The following is a 26,063-nucleotide window of genomic DNA, read 5'->3' as shown; positions in this document are numbered from 1 at the left end:
CATTATACTTTTATCAGTTGCGGCGCCTCTGAAATCTGCATGCCGGGAAGGCCCACAGGTATTCCGGCAACGCCTTCCTGTAATGTATCGTTAATGATCACCGGCAACGTATATTGATGCCCGTTATCCGTGAAATGCAGCAGGTATCCGGCGGTTACCTGCAACCGCTTTGCGTCTTCACTGTGCAGCATGATGTACGGGGCAGGAATGCGTTCTGCAATGCCCGGTGTATGCACGCTCAGTTCTTCCGATCCGAAAATATGATAGAGTGGTACCAGTAACAGGTGTTCTTTGAGTGGCAGAAAGGGTTCCGGCACCTCTGTATAAAACGGCGTTTGTCCGTTAGCGTGAGGTTCAATGAGCCGCTTGCCGGGGTTACCGTCGTGCAGCGGTCCGCCTGTTTCCACCTGGAATTTATTCACCGACTGTACCGAGTTCCATCCCGGCGCCCAGAAGAAAGGAATCATGGAAGAAGGTGGCTCTCCCCGGTATCCTTCCATGGTAAAGGATAGCGCCGTATCCGGGTCCTGTGGCGGGCGTGGCTCGCTTACATTTACATTGGCCTGTATGGCGGTACGGCCACTGAAGCGATGTGGTTCCCGTGGTACCTTCTGACCGGCAATACGAAAATCAGCATGCGGTGCAAGCTTATCTATCCCTTCAAATTTTTTGTATGCGTGTGCAATGTGACTTACCACATCATCAAGGTGCTGTAAACCAGAGAGGGTGGCATGACCATTTATATCGGCGATCTGTAACAGCCAGCGCCAGCTTTCCTGCACTGCGGAGTCGGGCGCAAATACCTGGAAGAAACGCTGGGCGCGGCCTTCATTGTTAACCAATGTACCATCCGATTCTGCAAACGTACCTGCCGGTAAAATGATGGTTGCTTTTTCCGCGGTAGGATTGTAAAGATGATCCAGCAGGATCACGTCCTTTACCCTGCCAAAAAACTTCTCTGCACGGTGCTGGTTCAGCCTGCGGTACAGGTCATTTTCCAAAATGATCACGGTATCCACTTCGTTATTCAATGCACGGTCTACCGCCGAATCCAGGCGATGACCGCCCAGCATTTCAAGCCCTACGCTGTTGCATTCCGGCACCGTGTAAGTAAGCATGGCATCGATACCCAGGTCCCGCAGCGCCCATGACACATTTGCAGCGGCTTTGATGATGGCTTCACTGCCACCGCCGTAGCCCGCAATGATAAGCGGATTCTTAGCAGCTTTCAGCACGCCGGCTATTTCTTCAGCAATCGCTTTTCCCTGCTCCGACATTCCTTTTACTTCCGGCATTTTGCTGCTGAGCAGGTGACTAACGCCAAAGCCTATACGGGCAATATTATCGGGCGCAGTATGATAGGCTCCTTTTGCCAGTTCATCCAGTTTTGTTTCCTGTACATTTAAAATATACAGGGGGCCTTTGCTGTCCTGCACGGCTTCCCGCACTGCAGCATCCTGCCAGGCGGGCATGTGGATATGGTTGATCACATCTTCCACCGGGATGCGGCGTACCGCCTGCCGTACCGACAACGCCAGCATCGGCGCGGTATTGGTTACATCTTCTCCGAGGATCAGCACTACATCTGCTGCTGCCGCTTCCTGCAGGGAGGCGCTGCGCACCGGTCCCTGTTCCAGTATTTTAAGGGAAAGGGATACCAGGTCGTGATCTGCCGATGACACACCGAGGTAAAAGTTTTCTTCTCCTACCAGCTCTTTCAGTACAGCATTGGATTCCAGGGAAGCTCTCGGCGATCCGATGCCGATAGTCTTCCCTGGCTTCATCCGTTGATGTACATGTTGCAGCACCGGGATGCCATTGGCCTTATCTGCAGGGCCATGATGCACCATCGGCGTTTTGATCCGTTGTCCGCTGTTCACAAATTCGTAGCCATAGCGGCCACGGTCGCAAAGGAAATAACCGTTTACTGCGCCATTAAACCGGTTGGTGATCTGTCGCACGGCGCCATAACGCTCACCGGCGAGGATATTACAGCCCAGGCCACAGCCCTGGCATACCGAAGCAGCAGAGGTCAGATCCCATTTACGGGTATAATGCTGCTTCAGTGTTTTATCCGTAAACACACCGGTAGGGCATATTTCGGCAAGATTGCCGCTAAACTCGCTTTCCAGCGTGCCCTCTTCCTGCCGGCCAAAATATACATGGTTATGCGCGGCAAAAACATCCAGGTCCTTACCACCGGCAAAGTCTTTGTAAAACCTCACACAACGGTAGCACTGGATGCAACGGTTCATTTCATGATTCAGGAATGGTCCGAGATATTGGTTGTTATAAGTTCTTTTGGTGAAATGATAATCGCGGTAAGAGTGGCCTGTCATCACCGTCATATCCTGCAAATGGCAGGAGCCGCCTTCATCACATACGGCGCAGTCGTGCGGGTGATTGGTCATCAGCCAGCCGATCACATGCTCCCGGAAGTTGCGGGCATCGGTATCGTCAACGGATAAACGAAGCTGGTCTTTTACCGGCTCCATGCACGACATGATGATCCTGCCCTTCTTGTCTTCCTCATCCTTAAACACCTTAACGGCGCATTGACGGCAGGCGCCCACCGCACCCAGGGCTGGGTGCCAGCAAAAGTAAGGAAGGTTTAAACCCAGCGACAGGCAAGCTTCCAGCAGGTTCTTTCCCTCCTTTACCTCGTAGGGCTTATTATCGATGTGTATGATCGGCATATGGACATTTTTTTTCTTTGATGTGTTGTTCAAAATCCTCCCGGAAATATTTCAGTGCGCTTTGCAACGGCTCCATAGCGCCGGGCGCCAGCGCGCAGAAAGTATTACCGGGGCCTAACAGCTTGGTATGCATTTCCAGTTGCTCGAGGTCTGCATAAGTGCCCTGTCCCTGTTCCAGTGCGTATAGTATCTTCTCCGTCCAGGGCAGTCCTTCGCGGCAGGGCGTGCAAAAACCACACGACTCCTGTGCAAAGAAATGCTCCAGGTTATGGACAAATCCCACCGGGCAGGTGCGGTCGTCCAGTATCACCATAGTGCCGGTACCCAGGCGGCTTCCCGCAGCAGCTACTCCTGCGAAATCCATTTTTACATCGAGGTGAACATCAGTTAAGAAATCAGTGGAAGCGCCACCGGGCAATGCACCGCGAAAACGGTATCCCGCTTTCATGCCACCCGCATGTTCTTCCAGTAATTCCCGCATAGTAACGCCCATAGGTAGTTCCCAGGCACCGGGCTTGTTAACTTTTCCACTTACACCGTATATTTTCGTACCCCCGTCGGCGGTATAGCTCAATGATTTGAACCAGTCGCCACCCTTGCTGATAATATGCGGTATATAAGACAACGTTTCCACGTTGTTCACAATAGTAGGTTTGCCAAACAATCCGCTTACCTGTGGAAAGGGCGGTTTGGCGCGGGGTACAGCGCGTTTTCCTTCCAGCGAATTGAGCAGCGCGGTTTCTTCTCCGCACATATATCTGCCAACGCCTGTATGCAGCTGCATCTCCAGGTTATAATTTTTACCGAGTATATTTTTACCGAGATATCCTGCGGCATAAGCATCTGCAATGGCCTGGTTCATGATCTGCGCGGCTTCTTTATAGGCCCAGCGCATAAACACAAAACCCTGTGTGGCCTGTATGGCATAAGCGGCAATGATCATTCCTTCCAATAGCTGGTGCGGATTGCCTTCCAGTAACCAACGGTCTTTGAAGGTGCCGGGTTCCATCTCATCGGCATTACAGATCAGGTAACGCGGGCCGGTTATTGCTGCCGGAACAAAACTCCATTTCATACCGGTGCTGAAACCTGCGCCGCCACGGCCTTTTAGATTGGCGTCTTTTACTTTGTCCGTCACTTCCGCAGGGGTGAGTTCCTGCAATACTTTGCGTAATGCGGCATAGCCGCCCACTGCTTCATACTCCTTCAGGTGAAGAGGCGCTCCGGAAGCGGGTATATGTTGTGTGAGCGGTTTTTCCATCTTTATAAATATTGATCCAGTATTTGTGGAAGGGAAGCTGTTGTCAGATCCCTGTACAGGTCGTTGTCTATCATCATTGCCGGTGCGTGGTCGCAGGTACCAAGACAAGCATTGGGCAGCAGCGTAAAGCGCTCGTCGGGTGTGGTTTGTCCGTATTTGATCTGCAGCAGTTCCATCAGTTGTTGTTTGATCTCCGTATAGCCCATCACGTAGCAGCTGATACTATCGCACAACAGGATCACGTGCCTGCCTACCGGCCGCCGGAAGATGAGGTTGTAGAAAGTAGCTACGCTGTCTACTTCCGCGGTGCTCATATCCAGTATAGCAGCAATGTCTGCCACGCTTTCATCAGATACCCAGCGGCGCTGTCCCTGTACAATTTTTAATGCTTCAATACAGGCCGCTTTTTTAACCGGCACCTGCTGCATTTCATGTGTGATCTGTTCTATTTCAATTGCAGAAAGCATATGTTGTTATATTATCTGTCAATATCTGCGAGTACGTAATCCATTCCTCCGAGTATCGATAACAGATCGGCCACGGTATATCCGCGGCTGATCAGCGGAATCATCTGCATGTGCGGGAAAGAAGGCGTTCGTACCCTGGTACGGTAAGAAGCGGTATTGCCATCACTGACCAGGTAGTAGCTGTTCCATCCTTTGGTGGCCTCCGTGCAAACAGCAGCCTCCCCGGCGGGTATTACCGGTCCCCAGCTTACGTTGAGGAAGTGATGGATGAGGGTTTCAATGTCCTGCATGGTGCGTGCTTTTACCGGAGGGGTAGCCAGCGGGTGGTGCGACTTATAATCGCCGGACGGCATGTAGGCCACGCATTGTTCAATGATGCGGAGGCTCTGTCGCATTTCTTCCACCCGTACTACCGCACGGTCGTAACAATCTCCGTTGTGTGCGACCGGGATCTCGAAAGCAAAATTCTCATAACCACTATATGGCTGCTTCTTGCGCATATCCCACTCCAGGCCGCAGGCCCGGAGTCCGGGGCCGGTTACGCCCCATTCAATGGCTTCTTCCAGTGTATAGATGCCGATACCTTTGGTACGGGCTTTAAAGAGATAGTTTTTCATCACCATGCTGTCGTACTCCTTCAGCTGTTTCGGGAAATAGCTGATAAAGTTTTTCACGAGCGGTTCCCAGCCGTTGGGCAGGTCCTGGGCTACGCCGCCAATACGGAACCAGTTGGGATGCATGCGGCCGCCGCAAATAGCTTCTATAATTTCGAACACGCGTTCACGGTCGGTGAACATATAGAATACGGGCGACAACTGCCCGAGATCCTGGGCAAAGGTGCCATACCACACCAGGTGGCTGGCAATACGGAACAATTCGCAGAGCATAATACGGATCACCTGTGCGCGGAGCGGTACATCTATGCCGCCCAGCTGCTCTACCGATAAGAGGTAGGCCAGGTTATTATTCACGCCGCCGAGATAATCGATACGGTCGGTGTAAGGAATATACGTGTGCCAGGATTGCCGCTCTCCCATCTTTTCCGCGCCGCGGTGATGGAACCCGATATCGGGTACGGCGTCTACAATATCTTCGCCGTTGAGCTGGAGGATGATACGCAAAACACCGTGGGTACCCGGATGTTGCGGACCGATGTTGAGGAACATAAAGTCGGCGTCCTCGCTATGGCTTTTTAAGCCCCATTCTTCGGGTTTAAACCGCAGGGCCTCCTGCTCCCTGTCCTGCTTCTCGTCATAGAGCTTAAACGGCCCCATTTCAGTTGCGCGTGCGGGGTGCTCCTTCCGGAGCGGGTGCCCTTCCCAGGTGGAAGGCATGAGGATGCGTTTCAGTAAGGGGTGACCATTGAACCGGATGCCGAACATGTCGTACACTTCGCGTTCATACCAGTTGGCTGCCGTCCAGATGGGGGTGATACTTTCCAGCGTTGGGTATTCGCCGTGAAGACCGGCTTTTATTCGCAGGAATTCGTTTCTGTCGAAGGAAAAAAGTGTGTAAACAACGGTAAAGTCATAGGGTTTATGCCCGTTCTGTTGCCGTTTATACGCACGCTCGTCAATGGCCGTGAGGTCATAGAGCATGCGATAAGGCATTTGTATTTCAGATTTAAGAAACTGTAGTACGGCCACAATATGCTCCTGTGGCGTCCAGAAGGTGGGCGTCCCATCCCGTGTAACCTGAGGTTCGAAGGTGATATCACCAAAACGGGAGCTTAATTCCGCTGCAATGCGCTCTGGCATGGCGTATTAAGTTTAGATGGGGGGTAAGATAATACTGTGGTCTTTTTCCGTTTTAATCTTTCATATATCCGTTAATGTTAGTAAGTATTGTTATTATATTTCATCGGGTGTTTTAAACTTTGTCATTTGTTGCCGTTTCTCCCGCAGGGTATCTTTCATGGAGATTTTTTCCGGCCGGATTACGCCCTGTTCACCGATCACCCAGCTGAGGGGGCGTTTCTCTTTACCCACGCTGTCGCGCAGCATAACGAGGCCCGACATAAATGCGTCCGGGCGCGGGGGGCAACCGGGTACATAGACATCTACAGGTAGAAATTTATCTACTCCCTGTACTACGCTGTAGATGTCGTACATACCGCCGGAATTGGCACAGGAGCCCATGGATATTACCCAGCGGGGCTCCATCATCTGCTCATACAAACGTTGAATGACGGGCGCCATTTTTATAAATACGGTGCCTGCGATGATCATGACATCAGCTTCGCGGGGAGTACCTCTGATTACTTCCGCGCCAAACCGGGCCATGTCATACTTAGGGGTCATAGCGGTAGCCATTTCTACAAAACAACAGGAAAGGCCGAAATGGAAGGGCCATAGCGAATTTTTCCGTCCCCATGCCAGCAGGCTTTCTACGGAAGTGAGCATTACACTTTGCTGTATCACTTCTTCCATAGAAGTATTGCCGGATATCTTACCCGTTACATCATTTGCGTTGGTCAGCCACCATTTCATATAAAAGTTGATTTACCTATGCATGATTCATAAAATCAACATGCTGTTGCTACGTCAGTGCCTGTGGTGTTGGAGTCTTAATGTCCGTGTAACCGTTAACGTGAGTGGAAGTTTTCTTCCGCATTTTTTTATACGCGCGTAAAATCTTTTTCCCATCGGGCCCGAAGTCCAATGCGCCGTTACGCCATTCGTAAATAAGTACAGCCAGTAATATGAAGATAAAAACAGAAACGCCGAGGAAGCCGGTCCAGCCTACTTCTTCGTAGGCAATAGCCCAGGATATAATCAATACCGTTTCAATGTCGAAAATAACGAAGAGCATCGCTACCAGGTAGAACTGGGAAGGGAACCGTAGTCGTGCAGAGCCGGTGGAGATAATGCCGGACTCATAAGCCTCACCGGTGGCGCGGTCTTTATGCCGCTGCCCCAGTACATAAGAGAGCCCCAGTATGATACTGATGAGTATCACCACAATAGCTCCATATGCTAAAAATGGCCAGATGGGAGTGATGTCAGAAACAGCGCTTTTCAAAGTGTTCGCCCTCCGAGCGATTTACTTAAAAGTCCGTTATGCCTGTCTATCAGATAAAACCAGTAGTATGCTTTCCAATCTACTGAACATGTCTATTATTGGTAATGCTAGTCTGTAAACCGCCAAATCAAGAGGGAAGACCGGATACGGACCCGGTTTCATAACGTTTCAAGTGCTGCTATACGGTAAAGACTATATGAAACTGAAGTTACAAAAAATACAACGATAAAACAAAAGATTAAAATGCGATACTCAGGTATGTGTACCTGTAATATAACATTCAAGACTGGTGATAATGTGCTGCTGGTCGTCAATAATAAATTTCACCACGTCACCAATAGATATCAAACCCATCAGCCTGTTCTGCTGGTCAACTACCGGCAGGTGACGGATCCTTTTATCTGTCATCAATCCCATACAGTCTTCAATGGAATCATCCTCGGTAACCGTGATAGGACGCTCTGTCATGATTTCCCGGATCAAAGTTTCCTTTGATGCACGCCCCTTCAGGATCACCCGGCGGGCATAATCACGTTCGGAAAAAATTCCCATGAAATGTTCATCTTCATCAACTACTGTCAATGCGCCGACGTTGTGATCTACAAGGAGTTGGAGCGCTTCAAAAACAGTGTTGTCGGGATTTATGGAGTATACTGCATGACCCTTTACCTGCAGGATATTACGTACCTTTCCCATGGCAAGACTTTTAGAAGAGTAAATAAATGAAAAACCACCATTTCTAAGTTACCAATTTTCATTGTTAAAAGCAAGGCAGTGAAAATAAATCGTTTGTGTAAATAGTACACAAAGGCAGAAATGAAAAATGCAGTGGCACATAGTACCACTGCATTTTTTTATTTCTAAAATATATTACAAACTCACCACTCCCTTCACCGGTGCAGCCGTTTCCTGGTGCAAATCAAACACCACAATTTCATTGGCGCCTTTCTTCAGCCACGGAGCAGGACAGTACAGGTTCTTCTGCGGTCCTATTTCCCAATAGCGGCCAAGATTGTGACCGTTTACCCAAACAATTCCTTTCTTATATCCCGACATATCGATGTAAGTATCACCGGTTTTATCAAGGTTAAAAGTGGCTTTAAAAAACTGACCTGGTTTAGCAGCATTATTGGAAGAAGCACTCAACTCCTGTACAAACTTTTCCGTCATAGGCAGGCTGTATACTTCCCAGTTCATCAGCGTCATACCATTCAGTACTACACGATCCGTGATTCCTTTACGGTCAATCAGCGCTTCTGCAAAGTTAATGCGGCCCATTCCCTCTACCAGGATTTCCAGTACCGGATTCTTTACATCACTCACCGGCAGGTCAATTGTTTTTTCACCAAGCCGGCGGTCAATTTTACCGATATACTTGCCATTCAGAAACACGGTAGCATAGTCATGCAAATCCTTTACACTCAGCTTGCCGCTCTTATGCCCTATCAGCGTGGTTTTATACACCATAAAACCATAGTCCTGTCCATATGCTTCAAACGGCTTAGGCTGCGGGGATTTAACCGGTTGCGGCAAATGATCCCATACAGAAGTAAAGGGTGTAAGATTAAATTCAGGAATTGTAATTGCCGGAATTGGTTTAGGTATGGCTGGTAATTTTTTGCCCTTCGGGAGATAGGAACCGATCAGCTTACGCAGTGCTTCATATTTAGGCGTCGCATTTCCCTGCTCATTGATAGGCGCATCGTAGTCGTAACTGGTTACATCGGGTTCGTAACCCTTTCCGCCGGAGTTGGCGCCGGCAGTATAGCCGAAGTTGGTGCCGCCATGAATTACATACAGGTTGAAAGAACGTTTGGTGTCCATGAGGAACTTCACTTCTTTGGCAATGCCATCTATGCCTGGCCGTTGCCATTGTTCGCCCCAGTGGGTTAACCAACCCGGATAGGATTCACTGCTGAAGGCAGGTACATCGGGATTCTGTTTTTTGGCAGCGGCAAAATCCGCTTCCGATCCGCCGGAGTCCAGTCCGATGGCAGCGCCTTCCACGCCTCCTGCTTCCAGCATATAGGCAGTGGCGCCGTCGGCCGTGTAGAATGGAACATTGATGCCATTCTTTACCCACATATCTTTCAGCGTATTTAAATATTCTTTGTCGTTACCGTAGCTGCCATATTCATTTTCAATCTGCACCATTACTACCGGTCCGCCGTTGGTTACCAGCAACGGCTTTACTTCTGCGGCCAAACGATCTACATAGGTGGTTACTGCTGCTATATAACGCGGGTCCATGCAACGCACTTTTATATCCGGTGTTTGCAGGAGATAAGGAGGTAAACCGCCAAACTCCCATTCCGCACATACATAAGGACCGGGGCGCAGTAATACCCACATGCCTTCTTCCTGCGCTATTTTAATAAATCCGGCAATGTTGTGATTACCGGTACTGAAATCAAACTGCCCTTTCACAGTTTCATGATAGTTCCAGAAAACATATGCCGCAATGGTATTACAACCCATTGCCTTCGCCATCTGAATGCGGTGACGCCAGTATTCATGCGGTATACGGGCCGGGTGCATCTCTCCGCTGATCATCTGGAAGGGTTTACCATCCAGCATAAAATCAGTTTTACTTAATGCAAAAGAATGTTTGTTTTGCGCCTGCACTGCCTGCCCCATCCAACAGGATAGCGCCAGCATGCCGCTTAGGATTACTTTCTTCATTGTTCAAATAAGTTGCAGATAAGCGTACAAAATACGCCAAAAATCTTTGATTCTAAAGATTTTTATAGGAGGCTTAACGGATACTTCCGGAGGATTGTTCAGGGAGATAACAATGATCATTGCAGTATACCTGCTAAAAAGCGAAAGGGAAACCGGTAAGCCGGTTTCCCTTTCGCGAAAATTAAATATTTCCTTTCTTCAGTTCTTTAACAGCATAATCACATGCCCGCGCAGTAAGCGCCATATAAGTGATAGAAGGATTCACACAGGAGGAAGACGTCATACAGGCGCCATCTGTTACAAATACATTTTTAGCGGCGTGTACCTGGTTAAAACCATTCAGCACCGACGTTTTGGGATCTTTACCCATGCGGGCCGTTCCCATTTCGTGAATGCAATGTCCCGGAGGAGGCGCACTGTCGTAGCCATGTACATTTTTCAGTCCTGCTGCTTCCAGCATTTCTATCGCGCTGGCCTGCATATCCTTGCGCATGGCCATTTCATTCTCTTTAAATTCACAGTCGATATCAAGAGTAGGCAGTCCGTATTTGTCTTTCTTGTTTTTATTCAGCACTACCTTATTTTCAAAATAAGGCAGGTGCTCGCCCCAGGAACCGATGCCCATATTCCATTTACCGGGTTCGCCCTGGGCTTCTTTCAGCTGAACGCCAATGCCATCCATGCTGATACCACGGCCTCTTTGTGCGCCGCCCTGGTAGCCAAATCCACGCACATAATCTTTTTGCAGGGTGTTGGCATTGGTGTTACGGAAACGCGGAATATAAATACCGTTTGGTCTGCGGCCGCTGCTGTAGTATTGGTCTTCAAAACCATCAAACTCTCCACCGGCGCCTACACCATAATGGTGATCCATGAGGTTGTGCCCCAGTTGCCCGCTGTCGTTGCCAAATCCGTTAGGGAAACGTTCAGAAACTGAGTTGAGCATGATCCAGCTGGTACCCAGCGTGGAGCCGTTCAGGAAAATAATATCAGCGTAGTATTCTACTGTTTGCAAGGTATGGGAATCCATCACCCTTACACCGGTAGCCTTACTTTTATCTTTATCATATAATACTTCCAGTACAATAGAATCCGGGCGAAGGGTCATATTACCTGTTTTGGCGGCTGCCGGCAGGGTAACACCGTTGCTGCTGAAGTAACCGGTAAACGGACATCCGCGGGCGCACAGGTTACGGAACTGGCACGGACCACGGTCCTTTAATCCTTTGGTGAGATGCGCTGCACGGCCAATGGTGAGAATACGGTCGTTATACTTTTCCTTGATACGCGCGGCAACGTGCTTCTCGAGGCAGTTCATTTCCATTGGCGGCAGGAAAACGCCGTCGGGCAATTGGGGCAGGCCTTCCGCCTGACCGCTTACGCCGATATATTCTTCTACATATTTATACCACGGAGCAATGTCTTTGTAGCGGATAGGCCAGTCTACACCATGACCGTCTTTTGCATTGGCTTCAAAGTCAAGGTCGCTCCAGCGATACACCTGGCGGCCCCACATGAGGGAGCGGCCACCTACATGGTATCCCCGCAGCCAGTTGAAGGGCTTTATTTCGTTGTAAGGATTCTCTTTATCATTTACCCAGAATTGCTGCGTAGCTTCATCAAAAGCGTAACACTGGCTCTGTATGGGATGATTCTCCCGCATTTCATTGGTGGTGTGAAGATGGTGCGCAAATTCCCACGGCGCTTTCATAGCGGTGGTGTAGTCTTTAACGTGTTCTACATTACGCCCTCTTTCCAATACCAGCGTTTTCAATCCTTTTTCACTCAGCTCTTTGGCTGCCCATCCGCCGCTGATACCGGAACCTACTACGATGGCATCATACGTATTTTCCTTCTCTGCCTTGATATTAAGATTCATATCGTTGTGTTTAACGCGACAAGCGGCCAGGGATCAGCTTTCCCAAAAGCTATCCCTGACCGCTACGCACTTATCATTTTTTAAATATTGCCTTTCTTCAGTTCCTTCACGGCATAGTCTACTGCGCGGGCAGTTAACGCCATATACGTGAGAGAAGGGTTTACGCAGGAAGCGGAGGTCATGGATGCGCCATCTGTTACAAATACATTCTTCACAGCATGCATCTGGTTAAAGCCGTTGAGCACCGATGTTTTAGGATCGCGGCCCATACGTGCGGTACCCATTTCGTGAATGGCCATACCCGGATAAGATCCGTTGTCATATGTTTTCACGTTTTTAATACCTGCGGCTTCCAGCATTTCTGCGGCGTCATTCATCATGTCCACACGCATTTTCTTTTCGTTCTCCTTGAACTCTGCATCAAATTTCAACACAGGCTGGCCCCATGCATCTTTCACAGAGGTATCCAGGGTTACCTGGTTGGATTCGTAGGGCAAACATTCACCGAAGCCACCTAAACCGATACTCCATTGGCCCGGTTCAGTGAGCATTTCCTTGAAGTCTTTACCCACACCCATTTCAGCAATACCGCGGCTCCAGCCTGAACGGCTGGCGCCACCCTGGTAACCAAATCCACGGATATAATCACGTTTATCGCTACCGATGTTGCGGTAACGGGGAACATAGATCCCGTTAGCACGGCGGCCGAAATAGTATTTATCGTCGTATCCTTCTGCAGTACCGCCGGCGCCTGTACGGAAATGGTGATCCATCAGGTATTTGCCCAGTACGCCGCTGTCGTTACCCAACCCATTCGGGAAGCGGGAGGAAATAGAGTTCATCATTACAAAGGTAGAACCGAGGGTAGAACCATTGATGAAGATGATCTTCGCATAGTATTCCACCATTTCCTTTGTGTGCTTATCAATCACTTTTACGCCTGTTGCCTTGCCTTGCTTTTCATCATAGATGATGGAATTTACAATGGAGTCCGGACGAAGCGTGAGATTACCGGTGGCTCTTGCTGCCGGCAGCGTGGAGGATTGTGTGCTGAAATAAGCGCCAAACGGACATCCGCGGCTGCAAAGGTTACGGTACTGGCATTTCTCACGACCAGGAAGCGGTTGCGTGATGTTAGCTACACGCCCCATGGTAATATTACGGCCCTTGAACTTTCCTTCCACGCTGGCCTTTAGATCTTTTTCCACGCAGTTCATTTCCATAGCCGGCATAAACTGGCCATCAGGCAGCTGCGGAAGCCCTTCACGGGTACCGCTGATACCGGCAAATTTCTCTACGTAGTCGTACCAGGGTGCAATATCTTTATAACGGATAGGCCAGTCTACGGCAATGCCGTCTTTCAGGTTGGCTTCAAAATCAATATCGCTCAGGCGGTACGACTGACGGCCCCACATAATGGATTTACCACCCACGATATCCGGGCGGTACCAGTCGAAACGCTTTACTTCATTATACGGACTTTCGGAATCGTTGATCCAGTATTTTTCGTTGTGTTCACTGTAGGGATAGTCGCGGCTCAGTTTAGGATGTGTTTCGCGCTGATCTACGGTGATACGGCCGCGGTGTTTAAACTCCCACGGATCTTTGGTAGCGGTTTCATAGTCTTTCACATGCTCCAGTGGTTTACCACGATCGAGCATGAGTACTTTTAAGCCTTTTTCTGTCAGTTCTTTGGCAGCCCATCCACCACTCACACCTGAGCCAATTACGATGGCATCATAGGTATTTTCAGCCTGTGCTTTTATATTCAGGTTCATTTAATTTGGATTTAGAAAGTAAAAAGAAGATTATATCGCCCAGGCCTTCTCTCCTTTGGTGTAAGGAGTGCAACCTTCGTACTTACCGGGAACGGCTACATAGCGCAGTGCTTTGGTGGCACCCGGTTCGGAAGTGAAATAACCCAGCAGGGTTAATTCTTTCAGGTACTGGAAATAATGGGTAGGATCCCCTTCTTTTTTATCTTTACGCTTGTTGTACTCTACGCGCTCTTTTTCAATCCCTGTCAGGAGTTCGGTACGTTGTTCCGGAGTAATATCCATGAAGCCTTTTTTGAATTGCTTCTCACTTGCCTCATTAATTTTTAATAACCCGTCGAGGAACACCTGCTGATCTTCCTTCTTGTAGCAATCGTTCATCATCACAATGATAAAGTCTTCTACTTTGGCATCTTTTGCACCAGGAGTACTGGTTTTGGGTATGATGGTTTCCGCTATCTCTGCTAGTAAAGCTTTGGTTTCCGGCTTTTGAAGATCGTAGTTCTTAGGAGCGGAACCTGTACAGCTTTCTAAAGCTGATAACGTGGAAGCGGAAATGGCGGTGCCCAACAAAATCGCCACATTCCTTATTGCGTCTCTTCTGTGCATAAATAGTAAGTTGATTTGACCTTCGAACAAGTTGGAAAAAATTCTTCTAAAAACCAAATAAAGAGGGGTGAAATATGCATGAGCAGTTAAAAAACAGGAAGAAGTAAAAAAAGAAGATGGGTAGATGTAAGTCTGTATTACGACTTCCATCTACCCATCGGCCTGTGCAATGTGGCAACTGCTACAGGATGTATTTTCCTTTATCGTCTACCAGTACAACCGGCAGGCGGTGGTGTTTTTCAAAATAATCGTACGCTGATCTGAGTTCCGCCCAGAATTGTTTGGAGGAATTGTCTGTCATTGTAAAGGTGCCCAGGTAGTTCATGGAACCAGGGTTGCCAAATTTCACCGGGAAAACATGCACCGGTATGAAGTCCTGTCCTGCATTCTTTGCATTTACCGCTAAAATGTATACCTCATCAATGAACTCATCAGTTAACGGAATACAGCCTACGGTGATACAATTGCCGTGGATATAGATTTCACCGCCCGGGTTTTTCGGATCGCTCAGGATGCGGTCAGAAAAATTCGGGTAGTTGATCCCCAGCGACAGGTGATAGTTGCTGTTCGGGTTAAAATCGTTGATATAATAGAATCCTTCCGGTACCTGCCGGTCGCCTTCCTTACGTTTGGGTCCCATTTTACCGGAGAGCGTACACACCCGGTAAGATTTGAACAAACGGAAAGTATCCTGGGGGTTATTTTTCACCCAGATCTCCATTTCACTGTCCAGTTTGAAGGAACGGACAAACATATATCTCGCAGGGTAAACAAGACCCTTCTTTTCGAATTCTTTTTTCAGCAACTCCTCCTTTTCACGGTATGCCTCCCCTACTTTGGGAAACATTTTCTGGTTGTCGAGGAAAGATTGCTGGGCAAAAATTTTACCTGCACCCAACAAAATCAGGACGATTACAACAAGTCGCTTCATAATACTATTCAACAAATTTTAATGTTTATACCAGGTTTATATAAGCAAGATAAAACAATAACAGGGCAAAAATAAAATATATTACCATACTCACTTTCCTGTTGGCAATCTTCAATATATAGTGCTTGTGCCCCTGATAGATCAATATAGCCGTAAAGGCCTGGAAAATCCCACCTAACAAAAACAATACACCGAACAGCGTTTGCATCCTCATAAAAAACGGAACTCTTATTTTTATATTGTAAAGTTACGCGTTTATTACGTTACTGTAGCTTTATCCATTCCAGTTTTACGGTAGCTGCGTCCATGCCGGAACTGAAAGTGGCACGAACCGGGTACTTTCCATTATAGGCGTAGGTATAGGTATTGGTAACCACCCTGGAAGTGTTTGGGCTGCTGATGTTTTCGGTAAGCACGTTGTGGGCCGACAGGCTTCCGGCGCCGCCTTCCAGCAGGATGCCCAGCTCGGGCTGCAGCTGCTGTGGGTTCAGTTTGCGGTCGTAAGTGTAGCTAACGGACGACGTATACACGAACTTGCTGTACCCTGGCTGTTTTCCATAGGTATCCATCCGTTCTACATCTCCTTCCTGGTTCCAGGTATACTCCAGGTACCCGCTGTTTTCCCAGGCGGCTTTGGCAGCGTTACGGCCAAACTGGTAGCGCCTGGCTAATTTACCACCGTTGTCATACACCAGGGAATCGTAGGAATACAGGGCATTGTCCCGGTAGTAAGTAATCTTCGATACCTTGTCGCTGTTGTACTCAAACGACAGGTAAGGCTCGCCGGTAACAGCTTTTTCATCGGCAGCCGACAGACACTTCACCAGGCGGCCATTTTCGTATACCGGCAGCTGGATGTCGCTGTAGGTATCATTTTCCGATTTGTGCAGCTGTACAATTCTGCGGATGGTTTTGTCCGCGTTGTACTCCACCAGGGTTTGCCCTGCCGGAGATACTACTTTGTGCAGATACGTTTGCTGATCGCCTCCGTTGTGGAGATTGATATGGCTGCCTTCGCTACGGAAAGCAGTAAGGATGGTGAACGATGTCACCAAAGCGGCATAGATAGCCCCACGGGCTATGGAAGTTGTGAGCATAGGTTACAAATATTAAATATAAATATACTGTATAAAAATAACTAAAGTGTGGCGAATGTGGGAAAAGACGCAATATATACGCGCATTTTAAGCGGACGGTTTAAAATAACGCGTTATTTACATATCGTTAACATTCGAATATATTTTATGATCTCCTCCGGCGATGCGGATTTTGTCTTTCTCCCGATTAGACTGATCAGGCTGATTACATTGATTCTATTTTTGGGGATTTTTTTGATTTTAGTAAAAAGATGAGGGAAGATAACAGCGCATTTCGCTGCTATCTTCCCTCATCTTTTAAATCCAAAAAAATGCAGATTTTGCCAGATTATGTTTATCTTTATAATGTGCTTAAAGCATTGATATTCAGTTTATTCCTCTGACGAAACCTATTGAAAGAATGTTTCAGAACCCCCTATAGCACATTGATACACAATACGTTACCGATCAAGTCCACGTCACCTCCACATCACCTCCGCGTCAAGTCCATACCAAAGGCATGTGCAAAGTATGAGCTAAGTATATGCAAAGCATGAGCTATCCCCTGTTCACGCCATAAATTCCTGTCTCCAAAAGAAAAAAATAAAATCAATGTAATCAGCCTGATCAGTCTAATCGGGAGAAAGACAAAGTCCGCTCCGGGAAACCGGAGCGGACTGCAGTTAAAATAGTTGTAACCTCCCACCGGGAGCTGAAGAATTATAAATTACCGCGCAGCGCCTGTTCTCTTTCTATAGACTCAAACAACGCTTTAAAGTTGCCTTTACCAAAAGACTGCGCGCCTTTGCGCTGAATAATTTCAAAAAACACCGTTGGCCGGTCCTGGATAGGCTTGGTGAAAATCTGCAACAGGTACCCTTCATCATCACGATCCACCAGGATGCCTAACTTTTGTAACGGCGCAATCTCCTCATCAATCTTACCCACCCTGTCCAGTAAGGTTTCATAGTATACCGGCGGCACCGTGAGGAACTCTACGCCCCTGTTCTGCAGCTCGGTTACTGTTTTCACAATGTCGTTGGTAGCAATGGCCACATGCTGTACACCGGGGCCTCCATAGAAATCAAGGTACTCTTCAATCTGCGACTTTTTCTTTCCTTCTGCCGGTTCATTAATCGGGAATTTCACACGGCCGTTACCGTTACTCATCACCTTACTCATCAAGGCTGAATACTCGGTGGAAATATCGCTGTCGTCGAAAGAGATCAGGTTCCGGAAACCCATCACGCGCTCGTAAAATCCAACCCAGGTATTCATCTCATTCCAGCCTACATTACCTACGCAGTGATCTACATATAATAAGCCGGTGTCAGTTGGATTGTAGTTCGTTTTCCATTCCTTGAAACCCGGCATAAACAGCCCTTTATAGTTTTTACGTTCTATAAAAAGATGCACGGTATCGCCATAGGTATGAATACCACTCCGTACTACTTCGCCAAATTCATCTTTCTCTGTAACCGGCTCCAGGTAAGGCGTAGCGCCGCGTTTCACCGTTTCCTCGTAGGCAGAGCGGGCATCGTCTACCCACAACGCCAGTACTTTCACGCCATCGCCATGCTTGGCAACGTGACGGGCGATTTCTGTATCCGGCAACAGGGAAGTGGTGAGTACAAAGCGCAGTTTATTCTGCACCAGCACATAGGAAACCCTGTCTTTTACACCGGTTTCAGGACCGGCATAAGCTACCGACTGAAAGCCAAAAGCAGTCTTATAATAATGAGCAGCCTGCTTGGCGTTGCCTACATAAAACTCAACGTAGTCGGTACCGTTGAGTGGTAAAAAGTCCTGCTGACCAGTTAAGTTGTCCGCATTCACTAATGCTGTTTCCATAACATTCAATTGTTTTGGTTTTATAAGTTGGTTGGTTTTTGTGTATCATTTATTCTGCCCAGCTCATTACATAGCTGCCATCTTCAATACCCAGTGCTGCTTCGGTGATCTGGAGCGGGTGAAAGGTGTCTACCATCACTGCCAGCTCCTTTGTTTCCTTTGCGCCAATGCTTTTTTCCACGGCTCCGGGGTGAGGCCCGTGCGGAATCCCCGCAGGATGCAGGGTAATCATCCCCCGCACCACATGCTTACGGCTCATAAAGTCACCGTCTACATAATATAATACCTCATCACTGTCGATGTTACTGTGATTATACGGCGCAGGGATGGCCTGCGGGTGATAATCAAATAACCGCGGACAGAAGGAACACACTACAAAGTTGTTGCCCTCAAAAGTCTGATGCACCGGTGGCGGCTGGTGTACCCGCCCGGTGATCGGTTCAAAATCGTGGATGGAAAAGGCAAACGGGTATTCGCATCCATCCCAGCCAACTACGTCGAAGGGATGATGTTTATAATGAATGGGATAAATCACCCCTTTCTTTTTAATCCGGATCAGGAAGTCGCCCTCCTCATCAATGGTTTCCAGGTGCTGTGGCTGCCGGATATCCCGCTCGCAGTAAGGGGAATGCTCCAGCAATTGGCCGTATTTGCTCAGGTATCTTTTCGGATAACGGATAGGACTAAACGATTCTACAATAAACAGGCGGTTATCTTCCGTATTAAAAACAATCTGGTAAATAGTGCCGCGGGGCACCACCAGGTAATCGCCATAGCCGAACTCCAGCTGGCCATACTGTGTTTTCAACACACCGCTGCCTTCATGTACAAAAATCATTTCATCGGCATCGGCATTTTTGTAAAAATATCCCTCCATACTTTTCCGGGGCGACGCCAGCACAATATGAAGATCACTGTTTACCAGCACGGCTTTGCGGCTATCTAAAAAGTCGTCTTCCGGCTTAATGTTGAACCCGATAAAGCTGCGGTGCTTCAGCATCTTCTCTTCTGCTACCTTTGGCGCAACAGAATAAGGTTCATCTACTTTTACAATCTCCGTAGGGGGGTGACAGTGATACAACAGGCTGGAATGGGAAGAGAACCCCTCCGTGGAAAACAACTGCTCCGAATACAGCTGGCCGTCCGGTTTACGGAACTGGGTATGGCGCTTATGCGGTATTTGTCCTAGTTTATAATAATGTGGCATGACAGGTGGTTTGAGAAAATTGTTCTGGTGTACAATTAAAAGATTGAATGGGTGTATGATTCATTGTACTGGTGTATGATTCATATTTATATGATACAGCGCAACCTGCTGATGGCAGCAAAAATTAAGATACACATGCGCAGGAATAGCAACTGAATACTATTACAAAGTTACGGTATATAAACACGAAGGATGGCCGGTAGCGGCCGTTGGGAAAGGTTATGCCAAAGTCGAATCCATGGCAAGCGTGGCCATGAGAAAGTAGTAGTTAAGCTGACTGTTGCTTGTATATTTCAGTGAAATGGACAAGTGGCAATTGTTTAGGCGACTAAGGTAAGCAAAAACTGCGATTCCAAAATGATTTTTGTAATAAGCAGGATTCAGGGAGCTATCAGTCATAAAATTGTCACCAAAACATCATTCTATCAAAAATCACAAATCACAAAATCACAACTACACGGTTTATATTTTGAATATAATTCTAAAAATTAGCCGTAATAAGTATCAAAAATCAACAAACGACCCTAATTTTAAAACATTTCTAAAAATAGCCACTGCGCTTTTATTTACCAGTGTAATTGTGGACTTTTGTTACACAATCGTCATATTCCAATAGTGATACCGTTCTACACATACCAGTTCTCTTCGGTTTCTGCCTCCAGGCAGATAGCGGGCACTATGGCGACAACGACCACCATTATTACAACCCCACTGCGGGGTTAGTTTTCACATATTATCCAACGACCACAAGGGTGGTACATAACCGGGAGGACCCGGACTTATCTACGTATAAATTTTCCATATGCAAGTATTAAAATTTGGCGGCACTTCAGTGGGAAGCGCCAAAGCAATAGAACAGGTTTGCAACATCCTCAAACAATATAAACCTGCCGGTAAATATGCTATCGTTGTATCTGCACTTGGCGGGGTAACGGACAAGCTTATACGCTGCGGACAACTCGCGGAACAAGGCAACGAAGAATATAAAAGTGTATTACAGGAAATTGAAGCCCGGCACCTCGATACCATCCGTGAACTATTCCCTATCACCGCACAAAGCGGGCAAATCAGCCAGCTGAAGAAAAAACTCAATGCCCTCGAAAACCTCTGCGATGGCATCTTCCAGGTAGCAGAACTCAGTCCACGTACCCTGGATAAAATCATGAGCTACGGCGAACTGATGTCCTGCGTAATAGTAGCCGAGAAACTGAAACAACAGGGATTCTCCGCTACCTGTAAAGACAGCCGCGAACTCATCGTAACAGACAACCACTTCGGCCATGCCGCCGTTAACTTTGTTGCCACCAATCACCATATTACACAGTTCTTTGCACAGTCGCCCGCCGACTATGTAGTACTGCCAGGCTTTGTAGCCGCTACCCCCGATGGCGAAACCACTACCCTCGGCCGCGGCGGCTCCGACTATACCGCCGCTATCGTAGCTGCTGCCGTAAATGCAGCCGTACTCGATATCTGGACAGATGTCAGCGGCATGATGACCGCCGACCCACGCATCGTATCACAGGCCATTCCTATCTCACACATCTCTTATGTGGAAGCAATGGAGCTGTCGCACTTCGGCGCCAAAGTCATCTATCCCCCTACCATCCAGCCGGTGATGAACAAACGCATCCCCATCTGGATCAAAAATACTTTTGCCCCGGAAGATCATGGTACCCTCATACAGGACAGCGCCGACCGCAGCTTCCCCGTAACAGGCATCTCCGGTATCCCCAACATCGCCCTGCTCACCCTTGAAGGTAGCGGCATGGTGGGCATCCCCGGGTTCTCCAAACGCCTGTTTGAATCCCTCTTACGGGAACGCATCAACGTAATTCTTATTACCCAAAGCTCTTCCGAACACTCTATTACCGTAGGTATCCACGAAGCGGATATGCTGAAAGCCAAAACTGCGGTAGACAGCGAGTTTGCACAGGAAATAAGCGAAAAACGGATAGAACCCCTCCTGGTGGAAAAAGACCTTTGCATCGTGGCCGTAGTAGGTGATAAAATGAAAAACCATCACGGCACCAGCGGTAAGCTCTTTGGCACCCTGGGCAGGAATGGTGTGAACGTAAGGGCTATCGCGCAGGGATCTACCGAAAAAAATATCTCCGCGGTGATCAACAAAGCCGATATCAAAAAAGCACTGAACGTAATGCACGAAACCTTTTTTGAAACACCCCTCAAACAGGTGAACCTCTTTATCGCCGGCGCAGGAAACGTAGGCAGCAAACTGCTGGAACAACTGGAACAACAGCAATACTACCTCCAGCATGAACTGGGCCTGCAAATCCGGGTAACCGGCCTGGCCAACAGCCGCCATACCCTCATCAGCGAAACCGGCATCACGTTGCTGGACTGGCGCGAACAACTGGAAAAGGCCAAACATATCAGCACCGCCGATTTCGTGCAGCAGATAAAAAACCTGAACCTCCGCAACAGCGTATTCGTGGATAATACCGCCAGCAGCGACATTGCAGCCGTATACCACGAATTCCTGCAACACGGTATTTCCGTGGTTACCTGCAATAAAATTGCCTGCTCATCAGACTACGCCTATTATAAACAACTGAAAGACCTCGCCCGCAAATACAACGCCTCCTTCCTGTTTGAAACCAACGTGGGAGCAGGACTACCGGTTATCAATACACTGAATGACCTGATCCGCAGCGGCGACAAAGTACACAGCATCGAAGCGGTACTATCCGGCAGCCTCAACTTTGTGTTCAACCATTTCTTAAATGGTACCAGCTTCCGCGAAGTAGTGAAAGCCGCACAGGATGAAGGCTACACTGAGCCCGATCCGCGCATCGATCTCAGTGGTAAAGACGTAATGAGAAAGATCCTCATCCTGGCCCGTGAAAGCGGCGCCGCCATTGAAATGGATGAAATCACCAACCATTCGTTCCTGCCCGCCGAATGCCTCGACGCCCCTTCTGTACCCGCCTTCTATGAAGAGCTGGATGTACATGCCGGTCACTTCCAGGGACTACGCGAAGCTGCCGACGCCGAAGGCAAACGCCTCAAGTTTGTAGCCCGTTATGAAGATGGCAAAGCCTCTGTAGGACTGCAAAGCGTGGCTCCCGATCATCCGTTCTTTAAACTGGAAGGCAAGGACAATATCGTGCTGTATACCACCAGCCGGTACAAAGACCAGCCGCTGATCGTAAAAGGCGCAGGAGCAGGAGCAGATGTTACCGCCTCCGGCATCTTTGCAGACATCATCCGGAGCGCCAGATTGTAAACTTTCCATGAATTGAGTTGCAATCCTGACAATCAATTATTAAATTAAACTAACTTAAAGGTGATATGGACAGTATAAAAGTATTTGCGCCGGGAACAGTGGCCAATGTAGCTTGTGGCTTTGACGTAATAGGACTGGCGCTGGACGCGCCGGGAGATGAAATGATCCTTCGCAGGAGCAGCGAACCAGGCATCCGCATTACTGCCATCCACGGTGCGGACCTGCCCCTGGAAACATCGCGCAATGTAGCCGGCGTAGCCGTTCAGGCGTTATTACAGAAATACGACCAGCCGGATATCGGTATCGAAATAGAGATCTTTAAAAAGATCCACCCCGGCAGCGGCATCGGCTCCAGCGCCGCCAGCAGCGCCGGCGCGGTGGTAGGCGTCAATCATTTACTGGGAGAACCCTTCACCAAAAAACAACTGGTGAGGTTCGCCATGGAAGGTGAACGGCTGGCCTGCGGCTCCGCCCACGCGGATAACGTAGCCCCCGCCATCCTCGGCGGCTTCACACTGGTGAGAAGCTACCGCCCACTGGATATTACCACGCTTCATACCCCGGAACACCTGTGGGTTACCGTGATACATCCGCAGATAGAAGTAAAAACGTCTGACGCCCGCGAAATACTGAAACAAAAAGTACTCATGACAGACGCCATCCGGCAATGGGGCAATGTAGGCGCACTGGTAGCCGGGCTTTACCAGGACGATTATGAACTGATCAGCCGCTCACTGGAAGATGTGATCGTGGAACCCATCCGCTCCATCCTCATCCCGGCTTTCCACGAACTGAAACTGAAATGTAAAGAAGCCGGCGCCCTCGGCGGCGGTATCTCCGGTTCCGGCCCCTCTGTTTTTATGCTCAGCAAAGGAGAAGAAAATGCCCGCAAAGTAGCGGCTACGATGGATAGCGTTTACGCACCACTTGGCGTGGATTATAAAATCTACGTTTCCCAGATTAACACCGCCGGTGTAAAAGTGATTGACTAACTAATTAACAACGTTTTATTCATGCAGTATTTCAGCTTACAGAACAAGCAGCACCAGGTAAATTTCGAAACAGCAGTAGTACAGGGATTAGCACCAGACAGAGGACTCTATTTTCCGGAACAGATACCAACGCTGGATAAAGACTTCATCAATAACCTGCATAATTATACGGACCACGAGATCGGACTTCAAGTAATCCGCCCGTTTGTAGGCGATGAAATACCCGAAGAAGCATTAAAAAAGATAGTAACCGATACCTTACATTTTCCTTTCCCGGTACAGAAAGTAACCGGTCATACTTACGCCCTGGAACTGTTTCACGGCCCTACCCTCGCATTTAAAGATGTGGGCGCGCGCTTTATGGCCGGCTGCCTCGGCTACTTCCGCCGCAACAGCACCACCCCAGTAACCGTACTGGTAGCCACTTCCGGCGATACCGGCGGCGCCGTGGCCAATGGGTTTTATAATGTTCCCGGCGTGGAAGTTGTGATCCTCTACCCTTCCAATAAAGTAAGTGTGCTGCAGGAAAAACAACTCACCACACTGGGCAATAATATTCATGCACTGGAAATAGAAGGCACTTTCGACGACTGCCAGCAACTGGTGAAAACCGCTTTCCTCGACCAGGAACTGCAGGCACGCCGCCCGCTTACCAGCGCCAACTCCATCAACGTAGCCCGCTGGCTGCCCCAGATGTTCTACTATTTCCTGGCATACAAACAAATGAAAGCGGCACATCCCAAACTCGTGTTCTCCGTACCAAGCGGCAACTTCGGCAACATCTGCGCAGGCATGATGGCCGCCGCTATGGGATTACCGGTATCACACTTTGTAGCTGCCACCAATATCAATGATACGGTTCCCCGCTTTATGGAAAGTGGTAAATATGAACCAGGCAAAGCATCGCCTACCATGTCTAACGCAATGGATGTGGCAGACCCCAGTAACTTTGTACGGATCCTGGAACTGTTTGGCAACAGCCGCCCCTCCCTCGCAGAAAAACTTACGGCTTACAGCTTTAATGATAAAGATACCGCCCGCACAATGGAACAGGTATGGAAAGAAAACCATTATATGCTGGACCCTCATGGCGCCGTGGGCTTCATGGGACTGCAACGTTACCTGGAACATTCACCGGAGCTGACAGGCGTTTTCCTGGAAACAGCCCACCCCGTGAAATTTGAAGACACCGCCCCTAAATCTATCCGGGAAGAAATATATACTCCCGCAAAGGTGATGTCTTTATATGGTAAGGAAAAACAGGCTACCCTGCTGACTGCCGACTATCCTGCTTTCAAAAACTGGTTAATGCAATAATGATTCTGTAGTTTTGGCGCCAGTATGAAGTATTTACCTATCCTCCTGTTATTGATGGGTGCGCAGGCATGTAACAATGCCGGCACCCGGCAGCAGAATACTGCCAGCCGCCCGGACTCCGTGTTGTACAGCGATATCATCCGGCCGGTAACGGATTCTATTTCACAGTTTCCCAACAGTCCCGATCTGTATTACCATCGCGCACTGCTGCTGTTTAATACCAACCCGGCACTGGCGCAGACCGATTTTGAAAAGGCCGCCTCCCTGATGCCGGCAAACACCGACTACTGGGCCGGCGCCGGTGAAGCCGCCCTGATCGTGAATGATTATAAAAAAGCGGCCGCAAATTTTCAGCAGGCCCTGGCTACCGCTCCCGGCTATACGTACCTGGAATACCGCCTTGCCACTGCGCTGATAGAAAATAAACAATACGCCGAAGCAGACAGCATCGCTAACGTGCTCGCACAAACGACAGATGCCCGCGATAAGGCATTCTACCTGAAAGCCCGCATGGCGGAAGATAAACAGGATACCACCACGGCTATCCGTCACCTTACCTCCGCTATTCATGCCGCCGGTAAACAACCTGAATTTGAAGCCGTGATGGAACTGGGCGACCTGCTCCGCAGCCGCAAAGCCACCGCCGCCCTCAACTATTACCAGCAGGCATGGCAACTGGATACCACCAACGCTTATCCTTTGTTTGAAGCAGCACAGTTCCAGGAAGAACTGGGCGATCTGTCCGCTGCTCTCAATGCCTACCGGAAATGCATCGTGGCTGATCCCGGCTTTGAACCTGCCTACCTGGCGCTGGGGAAAATTTACAGCAATAAAAAAGACTGGAAAACAGCTTACACCTATTACAACCTGGCGGCCAAATCGGCTCCGACAGATGCATGGGCGTATTACTACCGGGCAACTGCACACGAACAACTGGGCAACAAAACCCAGGCGATAGAAGACTATACAAAAGCTACTTCCTTTAAGAAAGATTTCAGTGAAGCAAAGGAAGCCCTGAGAAGATTGAACCCGTAATTACTTAAATTTACATC

The 26,063-nt window shown here is 48.6% G+C and carries 19 protein-coding genes; 4 read left to right on the top strand and 15 right to left on the bottom strand.

Annotation, left to right across the window (positions count from 1 at the left end):
- Positions 1-2: 2 nt before the first annotated feature.
- From nuoG to PV783_RS14760, 15 genes are all read right to left on the bottom strand, one after another.
- Positions 3-2,696, bottom strand: coding sequence for an NADH-quinone oxidoreductase subunit NuoG (gene nuoG / locus PV783_RS14830; protein ID WP_420988561.1), 2,694 nt, complete (start codon positions 2,694-2,696; stop codon positions 3-5).
- A complete protein-coding gene (gene nuoF, locus PV783_RS14825; protein ID WP_420988560.1) occupies positions 2,674-3,957 on the bottom strand; it encodes an NADH-quinone oxidoreductase subunit NuoF in 1,284 nt (427 codons plus the stop codon). The genes nuoG and nuoF overlap by 23 nt, the downstream gene beginning before the upstream one ends.
- Positions 3,958-3,959: 2 nt before the next feature.
- Entirely contained in the window at positions 3,960-4,424 is a 465-nt protein-coding gene (gene nuoE / locus PV783_RS14820; RefSeq protein WP_420988559.1) for an NADH-quinone oxidoreductase subunit NuoE, read from the bottom strand.
- 11 nt (positions 4,425-4,435) lie between these two features.
- Entirely contained in the window at positions 4,436-6,181 is a 1,746-nt protein-coding gene (gene nuoC / locus PV783_RS14815) for an NADH-quinone oxidoreductase subunit C/D (protein WP_420988558.1), read from the bottom strand.
- 93 nt (positions 6,182-6,274) lie between these two features.
- Positions 6,275-6,913 carry an NADH-quinone oxidoreductase subunit B gene (locus PV783_RS14810; RefSeq protein ID WP_079468121.1) on the bottom strand — a complete coding sequence of 213 codons (639 nt, stop codon included), beginning with the start codon at positions 6,911-6,913 and terminating at the stop codon, positions 6,275-6,277.
- Positions 6,914-6,962: 49 nt separating this feature from the next.
- Positions 6,963-7,445 (bottom strand): NADH-quinone oxidoreductase subunit A, encoded by a 483-nt coding sequence (locus tag PV783_RS14805; RefSeq protein WP_079468122.1) that lies wholly within the window; start codon positions 7,443-7,445, stop codon positions 6,963-6,965.
- A 252-nt stretch (positions 7,446-7,697) separates the two neighbouring features.
- Positions 7,698-8,141 carry a CBS domain-containing protein gene (locus PV783_RS14800; protein WP_079468123.1) on the bottom strand — a complete coding sequence of 148 codons (444 nt, stop codon included), beginning with the start codon at positions 8,139-8,141 and terminating at the stop codon, positions 7,698-7,700.
- 174 nt (positions 8,142-8,315) lie between these two features.
- A complete protein-coding gene (locus PV783_RS14795) occupies positions 8,316-10,127 on the bottom strand; it encodes a glycoside hydrolase family 35 protein (RefSeq protein WP_420988557.1) in 1,812 nt (603 codons plus the stop codon).
- 181 nt (positions 10,128-10,308) lie between these two features.
- The gene (locus PV783_RS14790) at positions 10,309-12,006 is read right to left on the bottom strand and encodes a GMC oxidoreductase (protein ID WP_079468127.1); all 1,698 of its coding nucleotides are present in this window, start codon (positions 12,004-12,006) and stop codon (positions 10,309-10,311) included.
- An 80-nt stretch (positions 12,007-12,086) separates the two neighbouring features.
- Entirely contained in the window at positions 12,087-13,784 is a 1,698-nt protein-coding gene (locus PV783_RS14785) for a GMC oxidoreductase (RefSeq protein ID WP_420988556.1), read from the bottom strand.
- 30 nt (positions 13,785-13,814) lie between these two features.
- On the bottom strand, positions 13,815-14,390 hold the full coding sequence (locus PV783_RS14780) for a gluconate 2-dehydrogenase subunit 3 family protein (protein WP_111578791.1): 576 nt from the start codon (positions 14,388-14,390) through the stop codon (positions 13,815-13,817).
- Between the two features lie 181 nt (positions 14,391-14,571).
- Entirely contained in the window at positions 14,572-15,321 is a 750-nt protein-coding gene (locus PV783_RS14775) for a L,D-transpeptidase family protein (RefSeq protein WP_079468130.1), read from the bottom strand.
- 263 nt (positions 15,322-15,584) lie between these two features.
- Positions 15,585-16,418 (bottom strand): hypothetical protein, encoded by an 834-nt coding sequence (locus PV783_RS14770; protein WP_420988555.1) that lies wholly within the window; start codon positions 16,416-16,418, stop codon positions 15,585-15,587.
- Between the two features lie 699 nt (positions 16,419-17,117).
- Entirely contained in the window at positions 17,118-18,248 is a 1,131-nt protein-coding gene (gene hppD, locus PV783_RS14765; RefSeq protein ID WP_079468134.1) for a 4-hydroxyphenylpyruvate dioxygenase, read from the bottom strand.
- A gap of 49 nt (positions 18,249-18,297) precedes the next feature.
- Positions 18,298-19,455 (bottom strand): homogentisate 1,2-dioxygenase, encoded by a 1,158-nt coding sequence (locus PV783_RS14760; RefSeq protein WP_079468135.1) that lies wholly within the window; start codon positions 19,453-19,455, stop codon positions 18,298-18,300.
- 802 nt (positions 19,456-20,257) lie between these two features.
- Here PV783_RS14760 and thrA point away from each other — a divergent pair.
- The 4 genes from thrA (at position 20,258) to PV783_RS14740 (ending at position 26,046) form a co-directional block, all read left to right on the top strand.
- On the top strand, positions 20,258-22,702 hold the full coding sequence (thrA, locus tag PV783_RS14755) for a bifunctional aspartate kinase/homoserine dehydrogenase I (protein ID WP_420988554.1): 2,445 nt from the start codon (positions 20,258-20,260) through the stop codon (positions 22,700-22,702).
- A 65-nt stretch (positions 22,703-22,767) separates the two neighbouring features.
- Positions 22,768-23,694, top strand: coding sequence for a homoserine kinase (locus PV783_RS14750; RefSeq protein ID WP_079468137.1), 927 nt, complete (start codon positions 22,768-22,770; stop codon positions 23,692-23,694).
- Positions 23,695-23,715: 21 nt separating this feature from the next.
- Complete coding sequence (thrC, locus tag PV783_RS14745) at positions 23,716-25,011, top strand: threonine synthase (protein WP_420988553.1); 1,296 nt, start codon at positions 23,716-23,718, stop codon at positions 25,009-25,011.
- Between the two features lie 24 nt (positions 25,012-25,035).
- Positions 25,036-26,046, top strand: a complete 1,011-nt coding sequence (locus PV783_RS14740) for a tetratricopeptide repeat protein (protein WP_420988552.1) — start codon at positions 25,036-25,038, stop codon at positions 26,044-26,046.
- The last annotated feature ends 17 nt before the right edge of the window (positions 26,047-26,063 follow it).

The sequence above is a fragment of the Chitinophaga sp. CC14 genome (assembly GCF_048957795.1).
Classification (GTDB): Bacteria; Bacteroidota; Bacteroidia; order Chitinophagales; family Chitinophagaceae; genus Chitinophaga; species Chitinophaga ginsengisegetis.
Note: the sequence above shows the minus strand (reverse complement) of the source record. Positions and strands in the feature narration are given on the sequence as shown.

What these genes read in the sequence shown, in the direction of transcription:
- nuoG (WP_420988561.1), bottom strand. Translation starts at nt 2,696, where the DNA reads ATGCCGATCATACACATCGATAATAAGCCCTACGAGGTAAAGGAGGGA.
- nuoF (WP_420988560.1), bottom strand. Translation starts at nt 3,957, where the DNA reads ATGGAAAAACCGCTCACACAACATATACCCGCTTCCGGAGCGCCTCTT.
- nuoE (WP_420988559.1), bottom strand. Translation starts at nt 4,424, where the DNA reads ATGCTTTCTGCAATTGAAATAGAACAGATCACACATGAAATGCAGCAG.
- nuoC (WP_420988558.1), bottom strand. Translation starts at nt 6,181, where the DNA reads ATGCCAGAGCGCATTGCAGCGGAATTAAGCTCCCGTTTTGGTGATATC.
- PV783_RS14810 (WP_079468121.1), bottom strand. Translation starts at nt 6,913, where the DNA reads ATGAAATGGTGGCTGACCAACGCAAATGATGTAACGGGTAAGATATCC.
- PV783_RS14800 (WP_079468123.1), bottom strand. Translation starts at nt 8,141, where the DNA reads ATGGGAAAGGTACGTAATATCCTGCAGGTAAAGGGTCATGCAGTATAC.
- PV783_RS14795 (WP_420988557.1), bottom strand. Translation starts at nt 10,127, where the DNA reads ATGAAGAAAGTAATCCTAAGCGGCATGCTGGCGCTATCCTGTTGGATG.
- PV783_RS14790 (WP_079468127.1), bottom strand. Translation starts at nt 12,006, where the DNA reads ATGAATCTTAATATCAAGGCAGAGAAGGAAAATACGTATGATGCCATC.
- PV783_RS14785 (WP_420988556.1), bottom strand. Translation starts at nt 13,784, where the DNA reads ATGAACCTGAATATAAAAGCACAGGCTGAAAATACCTATGATGCCATC.
- PV783_RS14780 (WP_111578791.1), bottom strand. Translation starts at nt 14,390, where the DNA reads ATGCACAGAAGAGACGCAATAAGGAATGTGGCGATTTTGTTGGGCACC.
- PV783_RS14775 (WP_079468130.1), bottom strand. Translation starts at nt 15,321, where the DNA reads ATGAAGCGACTTGTTGTAATCGTCCTGATTTTGTTGGGTGCAGGTAAA.
- PV783_RS14770 (WP_420988555.1), bottom strand. Translation starts at nt 16,418, where the DNA reads ATGCTCACAACTTCCATAGCCCGTGGGGCTATCTATGCCGCTTTGGTG.
- hppD (WP_079468134.1), bottom strand. Translation starts at nt 18,248, where the DNA reads ATGGAAACAGCATTAGTGAATGCGGACAACTTAACTGGTCAGCAGGAC.
- PV783_RS14760 (WP_079468135.1), bottom strand. Translation starts at nt 19,455, where the DNA reads ATGCCACATTATTATAAACTAGGACAAATACCGCATAAGCGCCATACC.
- thrA (WP_420988554.1), top strand. Translation starts at nt 20,258, where the DNA reads ATGCAAGTATTAAAATTTGGCGGCACTTCAGTGGGAAGCGCCAAAGCA.
- PV783_RS14750 (WP_079468137.1), top strand. Translation starts at nt 22,768, where the DNA reads ATGGACAGTATAAAAGTATTTGCGCCGGGAACAGTGGCCAATGTAGCT.
- thrC (WP_420988553.1), top strand. Translation starts at nt 23,716, where the DNA reads ATGCAGTATTTCAGCTTACAGAACAAGCAGCACCAGGTAAATTTCGAA.
- PV783_RS14740 (WP_420988552.1), top strand. Translation starts at nt 25,036, where the DNA reads ATGAAGTATTTACCTATCCTCCTGTTATTGATGGGTGCGCAGGCATGT.